Genomic DNA, 16,049 nt, shown 5'->3' with positions numbered 1-16,049 from the left:
GCTCAACTTGTGAATAAAGCTATTAAGCAGCTTTTTTAGTACGATCTACTCCTTTTTTAAGTAAGGCCTTGTCATATAATGTAAATCCTAATTGAATACTAAAGATTGTAAGCGAGATTACTTGTCATACCATTCCGGCAATTAAACTTCCGTAGTTTGGAGTTGCTTTGTATGATTCAAGTCCCATACCAAGTCCTCATCACACGATTCAAATAATGTTGTTAACAACATAAAGAACATACATTCAATATGTAACTCCTTGTCATTCATTTGTTTTAAATGATTGAATTAATTGTGGTGTAAATGCAAGAGTTGTAAATGCAGGGAAAATGAATCCCATAGCTGTTGAAGCACCAGCAGCTACTTGGAATGTACCTTTAAATGTTTTTTGAGCAGCTTCTGATAATTGACTATATGCAGCCATATCAACACAATAAAATGCGATAAACATAGCTCCTAATACTCATGTAAGTCCTACTCCAACATATCCAGCAACTTTTTGTTTAACTGTGAATTCTTTTTTGTGGTAGTAAAGAAGAATAGTCATTATTCCATTAACATATAATGAAATACCATCAGCTATCATAACATTTAGCATTCCTAGGCCTAATTGGTTTGTAGCACCTCAGATTACTCATAAAAGAATACCGATGTGGAAAATTCAGAATGATAAGAAACTAACATTTCCAGTTCTTTTTTCTTTAATGAGTTTAAATAATTGAGGTAAGCTAAGTGAGATAATGAATACAACAGACATCCAAAGGAATATTTGGAACGTTATACTCATACTTTTTGGAGCTTCTACTACAGTAGTAACTGTAGCAGCTGTTCCTTCATTAAATAGTTCTTTTAACATACTGTTTTATTTTACTATTTTTAGTTAAAAAAATAAATAGAAAAATAAGCTTCTTTAGCTTATTTTTAGGTTCTTTTGTGTTAATTCAGCATTAGTTTTATTGCTTCTTCATATCTAAGTTTAGAATAAATGCTATACATTCAACTTGAAGCAAATGCAACAAACATAATTAAGAAATAAAATCCAATTAAATCTTTTTGAATATTCTTGTATTCTAATTTTAATGCATCTATAACATAAATATTCATTGTTGCATAATAGAAATATCCTAATGCTGTAACCGTTATTATAATAGCTGTAACTATACTGATTAAATATTTTAATTTATAGGTAGTTTTGTTTGTTATTGTATTATTTTTAAGTTTTTTATTTGTAATTGATTTAATTAAATTAAACAAACTAATTCCTGCAGTAACACCAAATATTGCAACAAGTAACATTATTGCTTCTATACCATTTTTATCTACCACATCTTTTTTTATTGCAGCAACTATAGATAGCATCGCAATAGATACAATAGTAGTGATTGTATGAATCACAATCTTTCATATTGGTTTTTTAACTTTTAAATCTCTTTTTAAGTTATTTCCGTATTGAATCATTCTATTTAAACAAATAAGAGATATTAAACTTCATGGATATAATATTAAGCAGTCATACAATGTTGCTAAAGCTATATCACCACCAGACAACAATTCTTCTATAGGTGGTAGCGGATATATAGCAGGCACCTTTTCTATATAATATAATGATAAATATGCAGATATAAAATATACTCCTACAACAGCTGCTATAGATAATAAAACTAATAAAACACTGAATGTTATAAATTTAAATAAATTATTTTGATATAAATCATCGCTTATTGAAATATTAAATTTATTAGTTGAATTGATAATGATTAAATAAGTCATTATTCCACATAGAATAGGTAATATACCTCCTATAAAAAACGAAAATATTCAGCGAGTTCTTGTCTTGTTTATTGAATAAGACATAAAATCTGGATAAAAATTACCAAGAAATATCACTATAAAGCCAAATAAGCTCAGTAAACCTAATACCGTTGAGAAAATAATTAATTTATTTTTCTTACTCATGCTCTATTCCTTCTACTGTTGCGGTGAATGCAACATCTGTTTCTCTTTTACTGTTTTTGTAGATGTCGCTCTCATTTATGTTTTTAAAATATTTAATTTTGAAAGTATAATTTCCATCTTTTTGTGCTGTGTATCTAATAAATTCAGAATTAATATTTGAGGAATTAGATTTAGCTATTTCGTTTCCATCCTCATCATACAAATATAAATCAAAGTCATTTATATAAGCATCACCATTAGTATGTGTCTTACCATCTCACAATCAAGAAATATCGCCTCTAACAGTATCATTTTTTTCTAGATATACGGTTTTAATATCGATAAGTTTGGAATCAAAATTATAGATGTTTTTATTTTTATTTTCAGGTTCAGAATTTCTAAATTTTAAATAAACTAATGATTTTATTGATTCATCACATTTTGATGCATCCAAAGCGCCTACTCCATCTTCGTTTAAACCAGTTTGATTAATAAATCTATTTTTATTTTTCGATGAAGTATGAATTATAGATTTTGCTATTATGCTATCATGACCCTCATCAAAAATGTATGGATACTTATCTTTTAATAAAGAAATCACTCCAGTAACAAATGGTGCAGAAAAACTTGTTCCATATCACATTTCTTTTATATCTTCATTAAAATATCTTTCACCATTCGCTAATAAGTCAACTGTTCTGCCTTTTGTTAAGTAAGATGAAAATGACGATCTAATTAATAATCTATCATGACTTCCAACAACAATAGAGTTTAAACTTAATTGTTGGCCATTTATGTATCTATTTTTCTCTAACTTTTCATCATTATCATTCCCAGCAGAAAAAACCAATATATTTTCTGGCTGTCTTATCACTTCTAAATCAACATTTTTTGCGGTAGTATTTAAATTGTTTAACTCTGAATTATATAATGATGTTCCAGCTATATGGTTATAACTAAAATTCATAATATAGACACCATTCTTATTCATCATGTTTATAACATTGTACTGAACCCCTAATTTTGTACCATTAGATTTTCAAAATCTTTTCTGTACTCAATTGGGTTTTTCCTTTCAATCTAATTTTAATTCTTTTATTGTTATAAAAGTCAAGATAGTCAAATAATTTTTCCACAAAATTATTAAGATTTGTGAAATTGTTTTTGTTTGGGTAAAAGAATTCCAATTTTATTGTTCCAAATAAGGATTTCAACTAATCCATTATCCGGACTATTTCCTTTTCTTGACATACTTTGGATAATATTGTTAGCTTTTAATAAGTTAACAAAATATTTATGTTGATAATGTCAGCCTTGGTCTGAATGAATTATGCAACCACTTAAATTTCTGCTTTTAATTAATGGTTCAAAAGTATCTTTTATTAATTGTAAATTAGGACTCAATGAAACGGCGGCTGATAAAATTTCACCATTAAATCCATCTACTACTAAAGATAAATAAACCTTTAAATCATCAAAAAGTTTAAATTCTGTGATATCTGTAAAAAGCTTTTCTAAAGGTTTCTTGCTTATGAAATTTCTTTGGATTAAATTATCTGCAATCGGTCCTATTTGTCCTTTGTAAGATGAATATTTCTTATGTTTTCTTCTATAAACGACTAAATTAAGTAATTTCATTAGTTTTAGAACCTTTTTATGATTTACATTAATACTTCTGTTGTGTAATTCCATAGTGATTCTTCTGTAACCATAAGTTTTGTTACTTTCTTCAAATATCTTTTGAATTGTTTCTTTTAATTCAAAATCCTTATCAATAGGAGTTAAAAAATGTTTTTCTCAATAGTAATAATGAGATTTTCTTATTTGCGAAGCAGCAAATAAATCAACTAATTTGAATTTTTCTTTATTTTCAAAGATTGCTTGCGCTTTTTCTTTGACGGTTGCTTCAGTCGGCTTTGAACTATCCTATCTAAAGTTGCGAAATATGCTTTTTCAGCTTCTAGAAGTTCAATTTTTCTTTCTAAACTTTTAACATATTCTAAGTCGATTGTTTTTTCTTTGTTTTTGTTTTCTTTACTCATAATTAAATTATAGTAATTTTTCTTTTTAGCAACAACTTTCATTGCAATACTAATATGAGTTGATAAATTCAAATCTACACAAGATTGAAAAATTGTTTTTTCATGATGAATAATCTTATCGATTTCTTCATCAATAACTCATTCATCATAATCTTTAATCGAAACAGAATGTAAATAATCATCAATTGTTTTTGATTTTAAATAGTAATTCACATAATAATAAATCATGGGATTTTTCAGTTTACGCTTTTTATGAATTCACATAATTTGAGTTTAGATTCCTTAAATTCAAACATATTTTGAATAATCATTTGTTTTTTCATATACATTTGTACCCGTTATTGAATGAAGGTACAAATTTTGGGGTTCACTACACATCCGCTGTACTTCATGTGCCTTGATATGTACTATATAAATAAACCAGGGGATTTACTCCACTTTTTCCTCCGATTATTGAACCCACCATATCAGCATGTGATGAATATCTTCCAAAAGGTGCATTAACATACTTTATATAACTTAATTGATCTTCCGGTCTAATATCAAACTTGTTTTTATTTTTATTAATTAGCCCATCAATATTAGCTTCTACAACCCCAACTTTAGTTCTTCGATCAGAATAATTACCCATTCATTTTCATTTATCATAAAGATACTTAATTCTTAAATCTTTGGTAAATCCGTTTGTTTTAAAGTTATCAAAATAAGCGTCTTCTATTTTGTGATACCACGGAATTGGAATAGCATATTCATAATGTGGTTCTGGTTTAGGTGGAATTTTTTTATTTTCTATAAGTTCACCGTTATAGCCTTGTCCAAAATCAAGAAATGTAACATTTGAATCAAATATTTCTTGATCCCATTCATTATTATTAACAATTTCTTTTTTATTCACTACACCACTTGTAGTGAATAATGTAGTTGCTGTAGTTGTTCCTAAAAATATCATTGAAGATATTTTTCATAACTTTTTAGATAATTTCATTTTAACTCTTTTCTGTGTTTTTTTACCACACTTTAATTATAGAAGTTTATACAGCTTAATTTCATGTTCCACATTTTATGCATAATTTTTTCCACATTTTGAAGTATAGCTCTATGTAGTAGACTTAAAAAATGTGGAAATTAAAAAGAATAATATGAAAAAAGACACTGAATTGGGTAATAGACTAATTTTTGTGTTATAAATTAAAAAGCTGCTAATCCACCTAAACAGTGGGTTAACAGCTTTTTGTAGTTCCTTGTTATAATAATATTGCTTCAAAAAGAAAGGAACCACACTTATTATATGTTAATCGAGAATAAATATAATAAAAAAAGTATTTTTTGTATAAAAATTGAGGAGCAGGTTTACAAGACTGTTGCATTAAAAACACAAAGAGAAGCATACCACCATTTTGTGATTATGGATTCATTAAATAATGAAAATATAAACAAGATGCATAAAGAAATAAATAGCATCAGAGAACAGAAAATCACAAATTTTAACATTGAAAAACTCGCAATAATGTTTAAACATTTTGAAACAGCAAATTCACTTACTGAAATTGCAAAATTGATGAATATATCAAATAAAATTTTGAAGCAAAATTTAAAACTAGCCACATTAGATCTTAAAGCAGAAGACTCATATAAATTCTGTAGTAATTGTGGAAAGAGATTAACAACTATTTTTAAAGTTTCACATCATGAGTGATATAAATATAAAATAGAAAATATTAAAAATCCAGTTGAACAATTAAGGCAAAATACCTTATTAAAATGAAAAGATATTGTTCGCTTTTCAAAATACTGAAGTAAACAACACAAACGAGTTAAAAAACTTTTATCTAAAGGACAACAAATTTCTATTGATGAAAAGAAATTTGAACCACTTATATCTGTTGCTACATTTCTTGATTATTATAAAGAGCAATTGGAAGATAAAAATGCTTTTGTCCCTACACCGCAGGCTTTTTATGACTTTATGGATCGTGATTATGTACATGAAATAGATTTTTCAATATTTATTATTAAATCAAAAAGAGGAATATCTAAAGCTCATTGAGATAAACAGCAAAATAAGAAGAAAAAGCCAAAAGGAACTCAATCAACAAAGATTAATTTTGGAATTTCTATACATTTAGCTCCGCTATCTATAAGAAACAGAGAAGAGTTTGGTCATTATGAAATGGACACTGTAATACTTAATTTAAGAGCTAAATGATGTATTTTAACATTGCTCGAAAGAAAAACGAGAATGTTATTTGGGATTTTAACACGGCGAGATGCTGAATCGGTTAAAGAAGCGCTTATTACACTAATTAACCATCATAATTTAACAATATTATCTTTAACCATTGATAATGGTTCTGAAAATGTAAAGTTAAATGAAATTAAACAAATACCAGTTATTTATAAGTGCGATACATATTCTTCATGACAAAAAGGAAGCATAGAAAATGCTCATAAAAAAATCAGAAACTTTTTACCAAAAGGCAAGTTTCCTAGATATGTTAATGATGAATATATTTTTCAAATGTTTATCGCAATAAACGACCAATATAGAGAGTATATTGATGATAAAACAGGTAGAAAAATAAGACTAAAAACTTCAGAGTTTTTCAATAGTTTTATTTAAGAAAAATATCGCATTTCCAGCCCCGGCTGTGTTTTTGCATACTCTTTTTTGCAAATTTAGTAAAATTTCTACAGCAATATTGAGGAACTACTCAATTTTTCCCTTTGGTGGACGTTCAACTTTTTAATTAATACTAATTTTTGTGTAATCACACTTCTTGTCTGATTAATATATTATAAAATATTTATGCAGGTTAATTAGAATTTTATTTGTCTAGTTTTTCATGTTCGACAAATTCTTTGACTTGCAACAATCGCAAAAATTTTAAATGTTCGTATGTTCGCATGCGAGCATTTTTCTTTTACATATTTCCTAAATGATGAATTAAATCCTTCACTAATATTGTTTGTGTAAATATATTTTCTGATTGATGCAGGTAATTTAAAGAAGGTAGTCATTTCTTCTAATGATTTCTCTAAAATTCTAATTAATCTTGGATATTTATCCTTGTATTTATTTCTAACAAAGACGAATGCCTTATCAGCTTCATTTCTGTTCTCGGCTTCATAAATCTTTTTGATATCATTTCTAACTTCTTTTCTTTCTTTAGTTGGAACATGATTCATAAAGTTCATCATTTTATGAAAATTACATTTTTGAATTAAAGCATTAGGAAAAACAGAATTAATAACATTATTAATTCCACTAAAATCATCTGATATAACAACAGCTGGATTTTTAAGACCTCTTTCATATAATGAATTTAAAAACTTGCTTCATGTTTCTGAAGATTCTTGGTCCATAACTTCTAATCCAACCAGCTCTTTATAACCGTTTTCATTTATTGTTATAGCTGTGTACAAGGCTTGTTTGTAACTTTTCTGAATAAATTTGTTCTTTTCAGATCTATTTGGATAAGTATTTAATATCTCACCTGTTTCAGGGTTGTATCATCTTTTTACATCATGGTATGAAGCATCAATAAATAATGCAACAACATCATCATTTATCGGACCATCATACATACCTTCATATTTTGTTTTAATTTTTTCAGATATTCTTGTGATTATTGAGTGACCAATTTTTATTCCTGTAAAGCCATACATAGTATCAATAATTTGTTCATATGATAAAAATGACATAAGCATTAATGAAATTAGGTTCTCAAAATCTTTTGAGCATCTTTCGTATTTATTAATAATTTTTGATGCAAAATTATTCCCTCTAAGTCTAGGGATTTTTATAGGTAATTTACCATTCAATGTATAAATGGTTTTTTCATAATATCCATTTCTATATTCATTGATTCCGATTGTTCTTTGTTCAATTATGTGTGTTTCGATTTCATTATTTAATTGTTCTTCGATAGTTTCGATTATTTGATCTGCATTAAGACTAAAAGCAAAAGCCATATCTCTAAATTCCTCTCCGAGTTTATAAAATTGTTTTCTTAAAAATTTATTCTTTTCAAAAATCATAACAAAAATCACCTTTCTTTTTAAAGGTGATTTACACAAAGTTTTGTCTATTACCCTGAATTGTGTCTTCATTAACAATCTTGAATAATGTATATCCAATTATTGCAGTTTGCTAATCATCAATAACTAAATCAGTTTCGACGTTTACATCCTTTATTCTTAGTTTAGGTTCTTTTGTATTAATTTAGCATTAGTTTTATCGCTTCTTCATATCTAAGTTTAGAATAAATGCTATATATTCAACTTGAAGCAAAGGCAACAAACATAATTAAGAAATAAAATCCAATTAAAGCTTTTTGAACACTGCTTGCATTTATACTTGGATGAACATAAATATTCATCGTTGCGTAATAGAAGTATCCTAATGCTGTAGCCGCTATTATAACAGCAACAACAATTGCAAATAAGTATTTAAATTTAAAATCAAATTTATTCGTTATCTTATTATCTCTAAGTTTCTTATTTGTAATTGAGTTAATAAAATTAAATAGACTAATACCAGCAATGATTGCAAATATTGCAACAAATATCATTATTGCTTCTACATCAACATCATAGATATTAAATTGTCTTAATGCAGCAACTATAGATAGCATTACAATAGATATAACACATACTACTGCATAAATTATAGTTTTTATTGTTAATTGTTTATGATTTAAGTTTGCTTTTAAATTATTTCCGTATTGAATCATTCTGTTTAAACAAATAAGAGATATAAAACTTCATGAATACAATATTAAACAATCATATAACGTTACAGATGGGATATCAGTTCTATAAGATACATCTTTTAATGAAATTTTAGGATTATGTACATTTGGTATCTTTATATCATTATAATATAATGATAAATATGAAGATATGAAATATGTACCAACAACAGCTGCAATAGATATAGCAAATAGTGCAACACTAAACGTTATAAATTTAAATAAATTATTTTGATAAGTATCATCATTTGAATGTATGCTTAACTTTTTAGTTGAATTGATAACTATCAAATAAGTCATAATTCCACATAAGATCGGTAATACACCACCTATAAAGAAAGAGAATACTCAACGAGTTTCTGTTTTATCTATTGAATGCACTAAAAATCCAGGATAAAATGTACCAAAGAATATTATAATGAACCCAAATATAATTAGTAATCCTAATGTTACTGAGAAAGTAATTAGTTTATTTTCCTTACTCATGTTCTCTCCCTTCTATTGTTGTAGTACTCAATAATATTATTGAAGATATTTTTCAGAAATTTTTAAATAATTTCATTTTTACTCTTTTCTGTGTTTTTTTACCACACTTTAATTATAGAAGTTTATACAGCATAATTTCATGTTCCACATTTTATGTATAATTTTTTTCACATTTTGAAGTATAGCTCTATGTAGTAGACTTAAAAAATGTGGAAATTAAGAAAATAAGATGAAAAAAGACACTAAATTGTGTCTTCATTAATTATCTTAAGTAATGTATGTCCAATTGTTGCAGTTTGGTGATCGTCAATAACTAAATCAGCAACCGCTTTTGCATCTTTTGTTGCGTTTCCTAAAGCTACACCGAATTTTGCAGCTTCTATCATTGCAACATCATTTCCACTATCACCGAAGGCTACTAAATTATCTTCAGTTAAATTAAGCATTTTTAACACTTCTCTTACACCCACAATTTTTGAAATATTTTCTGGATTAACATCAGTATAAACTGAATTAGTTAAATAAACTACACAAGGTAAATCTTTAGTAGCTTCTCTAATGCTATCAGTAATTTCCTTAGCTTTTTCAATTGGATTTCTTAGTGCAATTTGTGTAATAACGCTTTCTTTATTTAAAACAACTTTTTCTAAATGTTCTAAAGTAGCAATATTAAGAATATTCATATCCATAATTTGTTCTTTAGACATTCATTTCGGGAATTGATTGTTAGGTAAATATGAACCATTATAATCAATTGTATCTACAGTTAGGATTAAATCGTTTTCTATAGCTTTATCTTTAAGGATGTAAAAAACCTTATTAGGAACTGTATTAAGTACTGTTGTTTTATCATTATAAACATCATAAATTAATGCACCGTTTGAGCAAACAATATAATCCACAAATTGAATTGTTCCATCTTTGATTAAAGGTAGAACTTTTTTAAGTCCTCTACCTGTTGCAATTACATTTACATGTCCAGCTAATTCAACTTCTTCTAAAGCTTTTAAAGTATCTGGGTGGATAGTATTATCTTTTCTAAGTAATGTACCATCTAAATCATAAGCGAATACTAATTTCATATCACCTTCTTTCCTGATATATTGTACTTTATTATTTAGTTTTAAATTTTAAAAAGGTTAAAAAACAAAGCCGAAGCTTTGAATTTATTCTTCCCCTTGTTCTCCGTCACGATACGGGATAACATGGATATGAGTGTGAAATACAACTTGACCAGCACTTTTTCCAGTGTTGATTACTATTTTAAATCCAGCAATACCTTGATCAATAATTTCTTTTTTTGCTAACATTCTAGCGACTTTCATTGCATGCAGGAAGTCCTCTTCGTTATTTTGCAGTATGTTAGCTTGTTCATCTTTTGGGATTACTAGAAAATGACCAGGTTTTTTAGGAAAAGCATCATAAATTGCAATTACTTTATCATCTTCATAAAGTATTTTACTTGGTATTTCACGATTAATTATTTGTGTAAATATTGTTGACATTACTTAGCCACAATAGGCATTCCTTTTGTTATTTCTTTAATGTTTTTATCAACATGTGCAAGATATCCAAGATCAGCAAAAGCTTTTTGTGCTTTAGCATACAACTTATCATCACTTACTGCAAGGATTAATCTAAGTTGACTTAAGTTATCTTTGTATACTGTTTCATCAAATGATAAGATAGATTTTTCTTTTTCAACCTCTTTACCATCTTCAGTTACTTTTTCAGTTGTTTTCTTAGCAAGAGGTAAAATTAAGCTCATGTAAGCAACTTCAATTTTCTTTCCATCAGAAGATACATTAACTGGAGTTTGTAATGTACCGTTTTCTGCAACTGAAACTAATTTATTATTGGTAAAGTCATAGAATCCTACTAAATTTTTATTAGCATCTAGATTTAATAAGTCATCTACTTTATAAGACATTTCATATGGATTAGAAGTTATACCTTTATATCCACCTAAATTAATTTCTCATGTAGCATTTGGATTGATTAATAAAGCGCTTGTAGCTGTATCATTGATAGCTGTAGACTTTTTAATTAATCCTTCATAGTTTTTGATATCTTTGATTTGATATGAACTCATTGTAAATAAGTTATTTGCATTGGTATCTTCATATTTTCAAAGTTGTACTGATTTATTATTAATTACATAATTAATTAAATTGAATTGATTTAATTGGAATTTATTTTTATATAAAGAAGTAGAGCTTGAATCAATTTTTTCTAAATCAGCAAGTGAACTAATTTGGAAGTATTTGTTAACTAAAAGTAATTTATTTACTGCAAAAGCAACTTTAGTTTGCTTGTTTGAATACAATCTAATAAATTGTTCTTCATTAACATTAGCTTTGTTGTAAGCATCTTTAATATTTGCTGAAGTTCCATTTAAGAAATCACTAAAAGCTGTAATATCATCTTTAGTTAATATCCCAAGTGAAGCTCAAGTATTAATTTGAGTTAATAAATAGAATGAGTTTTTTAAGTTTTCGTTAGCAACTAAAGCTTGATAAGCAGCTAATGCTTCAGCCTTGTAAGTAGCATTTGAAATTAATTCAGCAGTTTGTTCAACATTGTAAAGTGATTTTAAGGTAGCTTGCATTCATTGGTCTTCAACGATGTTTTTAATTTGTTCGCTTTTAAGTATTAAATCTTGTTTAACTTTTTCAGGAGTATCTTTATCAACCCCACAAGATACTGCAGCAAGAGGAATTGTAGCAATAGGAGCAGCTAAGAGTAAATTTCTAAATTTAGCTTTCATTATTTTTCTCCTTTACTTGGTCATAAATTTTTCATTAAGTACTCAAACATAGTATCTTCAGCACTCTTTTCACTTACTTGTTTTTCTCCAGCATATGAATAAACAAGTTTAATTTTTCCATCAACTACCTCAAAATTGTAGCTTGTTCCTAAAGCGTTTTGTTTTTGAACTCACTCTTTAACTTTAGTTACAAGTGAAAGAACTTTTCCAGTTTCATATCCAGAAACGATTGAATTAATTTTGTTTTGAATGCTTGTAATTGCTTCATCTGTGTAGTTTGCATTATTTTCAGCATTTGCATTAGGTTGTGTTTTAATAAATTCTAAGAATTTCGGATTGCTTGTTAATGATGAAATTACATCTTCTGGGTTTATTTTTCCAGATAATTTATTAGTTACATTGAAATATGTTTTATTTCCTGCAGCATAGTTTTGTGCATCAAGAGTGATAAATGCTTTGAAATCATCAAGTGAATTAATTGCATCATATCTAGCAAGTAAAACTTCACTATCTGTGTAAATAAGATAAGCATTTTGCATATCTTTTACACGCATTACTGTAGGTATTAAAGCACTAGCTTGATTATCAGCTTGAGTTTGGATTGCAAAGTTTCAATTATAGAATTTGTTAAAGAATTGAGTCATATCACTAGTTTTAATGTTTTCAACTACTGAGTCAATAATTCTATTGAATTCATTAATCTTAGCAATTGCTTCATCTTCACTTTGAGCAGCTTGAGCAGCTGGTAAAACTTTATTAAACGCAGCAACAATAGCTGGTGCAAATCCATTTTGTTCATTAATTTCTGCTAATGTTCCTAAAGAAATTTCAGGAATGTTATTTTCATTTCCATTACCTAAAATATCTTTAGCAAATACTGCAAGTCCTTGAGGGACTGAAGTGTTTAATAAATCTTCTACAGTAGTAATCCCACTTGTTCCTAGCGTGCTTCCATCTGTAGCTGTAAATGCTCCAAGTAAATCTTGGTAAGCTGATTTTTTATTTTCAAATGTATTTTGATTTTCACCTTTAGGTTGAATTGCATAATCTTTTGCTGTACCAAACCCTAAGAAACGATTCATGTTAGAAACTACTTCAAATTTATCATCTTTAGTTACAACTGAATATTTAAGTAACGCTGATAATAAAGCTTTTTGTTTATCATCACTTAATATTCATGGTTGATAAATATCAGATGGATTTGTCTTACCAGCTAATTTATAAACTGTAGGTAATGTAACTTTATTAGTGTTAAAGTATTTTTCGATAAATGGTGTAGGATTTTTTAAATCTGTAACATAAGATTTAGTTAATAATGTAGCAACTTTTGTTGGGTCATTTGGATCAACAAAGTAGTTTACATTTTCTTGGAAGTAAGGGAAAACTTTTTCTCCTTTTTTAAATAAGATAACTGGTTTCCCATCAGGTCCTTTAATTTGGTTTCCTTCACTATCAAATTTATAAATATCAGTATTTGCAGTTCTATTGATGTAGTCTAAACTTTGTTTCTTGTATTCAAGTTGATATCTTCTTAAGGCTTCAGATTCAATTTCTTTAAATACTAAATATGTAACCGCTTCTTTTTCAGAAGTACTTTTTCCGTATTCAGGTTTAGCAAGCATTTCGTTGAATTGTTTTTCTCAATTTTGATATCCATAATTCTTTTTCAAGTTAAGTTTAATATCTTCTAATTTACCTTTAACATCTTTTTTAATTTCAACCAATGATTTAAGTGCTATTGAGTTATTAACACTTTCACCCTTAAGAAGTGAAGCGTTTCAAATTCTTTGGAATTCTAAAGAAGCTTCATATTCTTGTTGATATAAGAACTCAACGCTTTTGTGATATAAGTCATTAATTTCTTTTGTTACTTCAACATCTTTTGAGTTTACAATATCTTCAACTTGTTGTACTGTTGTTGAACTTAATTTCTTACCATCAGGACTTTCAATATCAATTAATTGAGTGTTTCCTGGTAAAGGATTTTTGTAGTTAACTTTTGTAACATTGATAGTAAGAGGAATTGCAATTGCAGCCACAATACCAACAGCAATAACTGAAGCTACAGCAATTGTAACTTTGCTTCTTTTAGCTTTGTTAGTTGTTGTTTTATCATGTTTTTCATCATGTCTATCATTTAGTTCTGTTAAACGTTCAAAAAATGATTTTTGTCTCTTTGACATAGATACCTCTATTTCTTTAAAATAAAATATTTTAAATTAATTATATCAAATTTATTAATTTATAATTTTAATATGAAAAACAGCGAAATTCAACAAGCTTTTAATTCTTTAAACACATTAGCTAAGGAAGAAAAATTTGTTTACTCTTTATCTGGGAACTCTTTAAAACAAGCTTTGAACTACGATGAGATTACTAATCCTATAAGCATTACAATTTCATTTTCTGCTTTTTTAAAGTTAAAATTTTTCCATGAGGATATTTTAATTCTAGCCCCGGATAATAAATATGATAATTTCTTTCCAGCCCTACAATTTGGGGATATAAATTTTATTTTAAACATTTTAATAGAGTCTAATAAAGAATTAATTAATACTAATTTTTTAAGACGTTGTCTTAAACAAATTAATAATCAAAAATTCATTGATATCATAATAATGATGGATCAGATTTTTACTGAAGAACCTTCTATTTGATCTTATTTGTTTAGGGATAAAAATAATAAAGTCCAACTAATTCCTTTAACTAGAATTAACCCATATTATTACAAAGTTTTAGAAATAGACGGATTAAAAATACCTTATTTAGAATACTTCAAAAACAATTATTAATATTGCTTATATTTAGCAATATTTTTTATACTTTTGAAAACATAAAAAATATTGACAAATAAAAAAAGCGACGCCCTATTTTCACATCTCTGCTATCGTCGGCACTAGAGGGCTTAACTACTGAGTTCGGAATGGTATCAGGTGATCCCCTCTGCTATAATCACTTGTGAATATTATAATATAAACCCAAAAATGTGAAGTATTTTTTTAATTTTTTTACAGCTTAAAAAAGGCAATAAAAAAGCGACGCCCTATTTTCACATCTCTGCTATCGTCGGCACTAGAGGGCTTAACTACTGAGTTCGGAATGGTATCAGGTGATCCCCTCTGCTATAATCACTTGTGAATATTATAATATAAAGTTGTCAAATATCAAGCAGTTTTTGACATTTTTTAATCCCTTGCTTATAATATTTAAAACTCTATAATTATTATAAGGAGATATATGTTTAAAACAGATGGTACACCACATGTAAATGGTATAAAAACTGAATGAAGCCTTATTAAATTTCTTAATGATCCAAATAATTTTGAAGACTTAAGAAAAGTATTTCTTAATAAATACAATAAGGACATATTTTATTCATTTAATTTTCAACACAAAGGTGGAACAGGTAATAGATGTGATTTATATGATGCAAACAATAAAATAAAACTATCTATTAAATCCAAAAAGCGTAAATCAAATATTTATCAAGGCACTTTTGATTTAATAAACACATCTAAAATATTTGTCTATACAAATTTTCAAAACTTTGCATTTAATAAAGCATATGGAAAATATGAAGATTTCTTAATATCAGCTGTAAATAATAATTTATCTCAAAACGAAATTAAATTAGGCGTTAACGAATGTATTGTTAATATGATCAATTCATTAAACGCAAATACTATTAATAATATTTTTAAAAAGATTATCGAATTAGAACACGACGTTATAGATGTCGTTCGTGACTACAATACAAATACAAATGAAATAATAACGCTTGATAAACTTCATTTTTTAGACAAAGGATGAATCCAAAAAGAATCCTCAAATATTCTATTTGATAAAAATACTAAAATTAATAAAAAATCTTTTAGAATAATGAATTCAAATAATGAACAAACTCCTTTCAGACTACGAGTTACTTTAAATAATGGGATTAGAGCATTAATGGTTTCTCTCGGTCTTAATCCAAAAATAACTGGGAAAAACTCAACATCTTCTATGGTCTTTAAAATTCAGGTTGATGATGTTAAATATATAGTTGAAAAATATGGAAAAACGAAATAG

At 27.2% G+C, this 16,049-nt stretch carries 16 protein-coding genes and 2 rRNA genes; 3 read left to right on the top strand and 15 right to left on the bottom strand.

The window, feature by feature from the left end:
- Positions 1-22 precede the first annotated feature (22 nt).
- From Q8852_RS00150 to Q8852_RS00125, 7 genes are all read right to left on the bottom strand, one after another.
- Positions 23-856 carry a PQ-loop repeat-containing protein gene (locus Q8852_RS00150; RefSeq protein ID WP_305938005.1) on the bottom strand — a complete coding sequence of 278 codons (834 nt, stop codon included), beginning with the start codon at positions 854-856 and terminating at the stop codon, positions 23-25.
- An 80-nt stretch (positions 857-936) separates the two neighbouring features.
- Complete coding sequence (locus Q8852_RS00145) at positions 937-1,770, bottom strand: hypothetical protein (RefSeq protein ID WP_305938004.1); 834 nt, start codon at positions 1,768-1,770, stop codon at positions 937-939.
- Between the two features lie 178 nt (positions 1,771-1,948).
- Positions 1,949-2,929, bottom strand: coding sequence for a S8 family serine peptidase (locus tag Q8852_RS00140; protein WP_305938003.1), 981 nt, complete (start codon positions 2,927-2,929; stop codon positions 1,949-1,951).
- A 37-nt stretch (positions 2,930-2,966) separates the two neighbouring features.
- A complete protein-coding gene (locus tag Q8852_RS04515; RefSeq protein ID WP_369810261.1) occupies positions 2,967-3,122 on the bottom strand; it encodes an IS3 family transposase in 156 nt (51 codons plus the stop codon).
- Positions 3,079-3,777: an IS3 family transposase gene (locus Q8852_RS00135; RefSeq protein ID WP_305938383.1), complete on the bottom strand. Its 699-nt coding sequence runs from the start codon at positions 3,775-3,777 to the stop codon at positions 3,079-3,081. Before Q8852_RS00135 ends, Q8852_RS04515 begins: the two co-directional genes overlap by 44 nt.
- Positions 3,778-3,782: 5 nt before the next feature.
- Positions 3,783-4,241: a hypothetical protein gene (locus Q8852_RS00130; RefSeq protein WP_305937606.1), complete on the bottom strand. Its 459-nt coding sequence runs from the start codon at positions 4,239-4,241 to the stop codon at positions 3,783-3,785.
- A gap of 106 nt (positions 4,242-4,347) precedes the next feature.
- Complete coding sequence (locus Q8852_RS00125) at positions 4,348-4,962, bottom strand: hypothetical protein (protein ID WP_305938002.1); 615 nt, start codon at positions 4,960-4,962, stop codon at positions 4,348-4,350.
- Positions 4,963-5,265: 303 nt separating this feature from the next.
- Between Q8852_RS00125 and Q8852_RS00120 the strand changes: the two genes are divergently transcribed.
- Positions 5,266-6,597, top strand: a complete 1,332-nt coding sequence (locus Q8852_RS00120; RefSeq protein ID WP_305938001.1) for an IS30 family transposase — start codon at positions 5,266-5,268, stop codon at positions 6,595-6,597.
- Between the two features lie 197 nt (positions 6,598-6,794).
- Here the strand turns inward: Q8852_RS00120 and Q8852_RS00115 are convergent, their stop codons facing one another.
- The 6 genes from Q8852_RS00115 to Q8852_RS00090 all read right to left on the bottom strand — a co-directional run bounded on the left by Q8852_RS00115 (position 6,795) and on the right by Q8852_RS00090 (position 14,164).
- Positions 6,795-8,015, bottom strand: a complete 1,221-nt coding sequence (locus Q8852_RS00115) for an IS256 family transposase (RefSeq protein ID WP_305938000.1) — start codon at positions 8,013-8,015, stop codon at positions 6,795-6,797.
- Between the two features lie 179 nt (positions 8,016-8,194).
- A complete protein-coding gene (locus Q8852_RS00110; protein ID WP_305937999.1) occupies positions 8,195-9,214 on the bottom strand; it encodes a hypothetical protein in 1,020 nt (339 codons plus the stop codon).
- Between the two features lie 242 nt (positions 9,215-9,456).
- On the bottom strand, positions 9,457-10,296 hold the full coding sequence (locus Q8852_RS00105; protein ID WP_305937998.1) for a Cof-type HAD-IIB family hydrolase: 840 nt from the start codon (positions 10,294-10,296) through the stop codon (positions 9,457-9,459).
- A gap of 84 nt (positions 10,297-10,380) precedes the next feature.
- On the bottom strand, positions 10,381-10,719 hold the full coding sequence (gene hinT / locus Q8852_RS00100; protein ID WP_305937997.1) for a histidine triad protein HinT: 339 nt from the start codon (positions 10,717-10,719) through the stop codon (positions 10,381-10,383).
- The gene (locus Q8852_RS00095) at positions 10,719-11,981 is read right to left on the bottom strand and encodes a HinT-interacting membrane complex lipoprotein P60 (protein WP_305937996.1); all 1,263 of its coding nucleotides are present in this window, start codon (positions 11,979-11,981) and stop codon (positions 10,719-10,721) included. The genes hinT and Q8852_RS00095 overlap by 1 nt, the downstream gene beginning before the upstream one ends.
- Complete coding sequence (locus tag Q8852_RS00090) at positions 11,981-14,164, bottom strand: HinT-interacting membrane complex protein P80 (protein WP_305937995.1); 2,184 nt, start codon at positions 14,162-14,164, stop codon at positions 11,981-11,983. The genes Q8852_RS00095 and Q8852_RS00090 overlap by 1 nt, the downstream gene beginning before the upstream one ends.
- Before the next feature lie 72 nt (positions 14,165-14,236).
- Here Q8852_RS00090 and Q8852_RS00085 point away from each other — a divergent pair, with 72 nt between their 5' ends.
- Positions 14,237-14,773: a hypothetical protein gene (locus tag Q8852_RS00085; RefSeq protein WP_305937994.1), complete on the top strand. Its 537-nt coding sequence runs from the start codon at positions 14,237-14,239 to the stop codon at positions 14,771-14,773.
- 62 nt (positions 14,774-14,835) lie between these two features.
- Here the strand turns inward: Q8852_RS00085 and rrf (Q8852_RS00080) are convergent.
- Positions 14,836-14,941 (bottom strand): 5S ribosomal RNA (gene rrf, locus Q8852_RS00080).
- Between the two features lie 70 nt (positions 14,942-15,011).
- Positions 15,012-15,117, bottom strand: a 5S ribosomal RNA gene (rrf, locus tag Q8852_RS00075).
- Between the two features lie 101 nt (positions 15,118-15,218).
- On the opposite strand from rrf (Q8852_RS00075), the gene Q8852_RS00070 reads away from it, so the two are divergent.
- On the top strand, positions 15,219-16,049 hold the full coding sequence (locus tag Q8852_RS00070) for a hypothetical protein (protein WP_305937993.1): 831 nt from the start codon (positions 15,219-15,221) through the stop codon (positions 16,047-16,049).

It is taken from the genome of Mycoplasma seminis (assembly GCF_030718845.1).
GTDB classification, from domain to species: Bacteria; Bacillota_I; Bacilli_A; order Mycoplasmatales; family Metamycoplasmataceae; genus Mycoplasmopsis; species Mycoplasmopsis seminis.
This window is presented reverse-complemented; position numbering and strand designations above follow the sequence as displayed.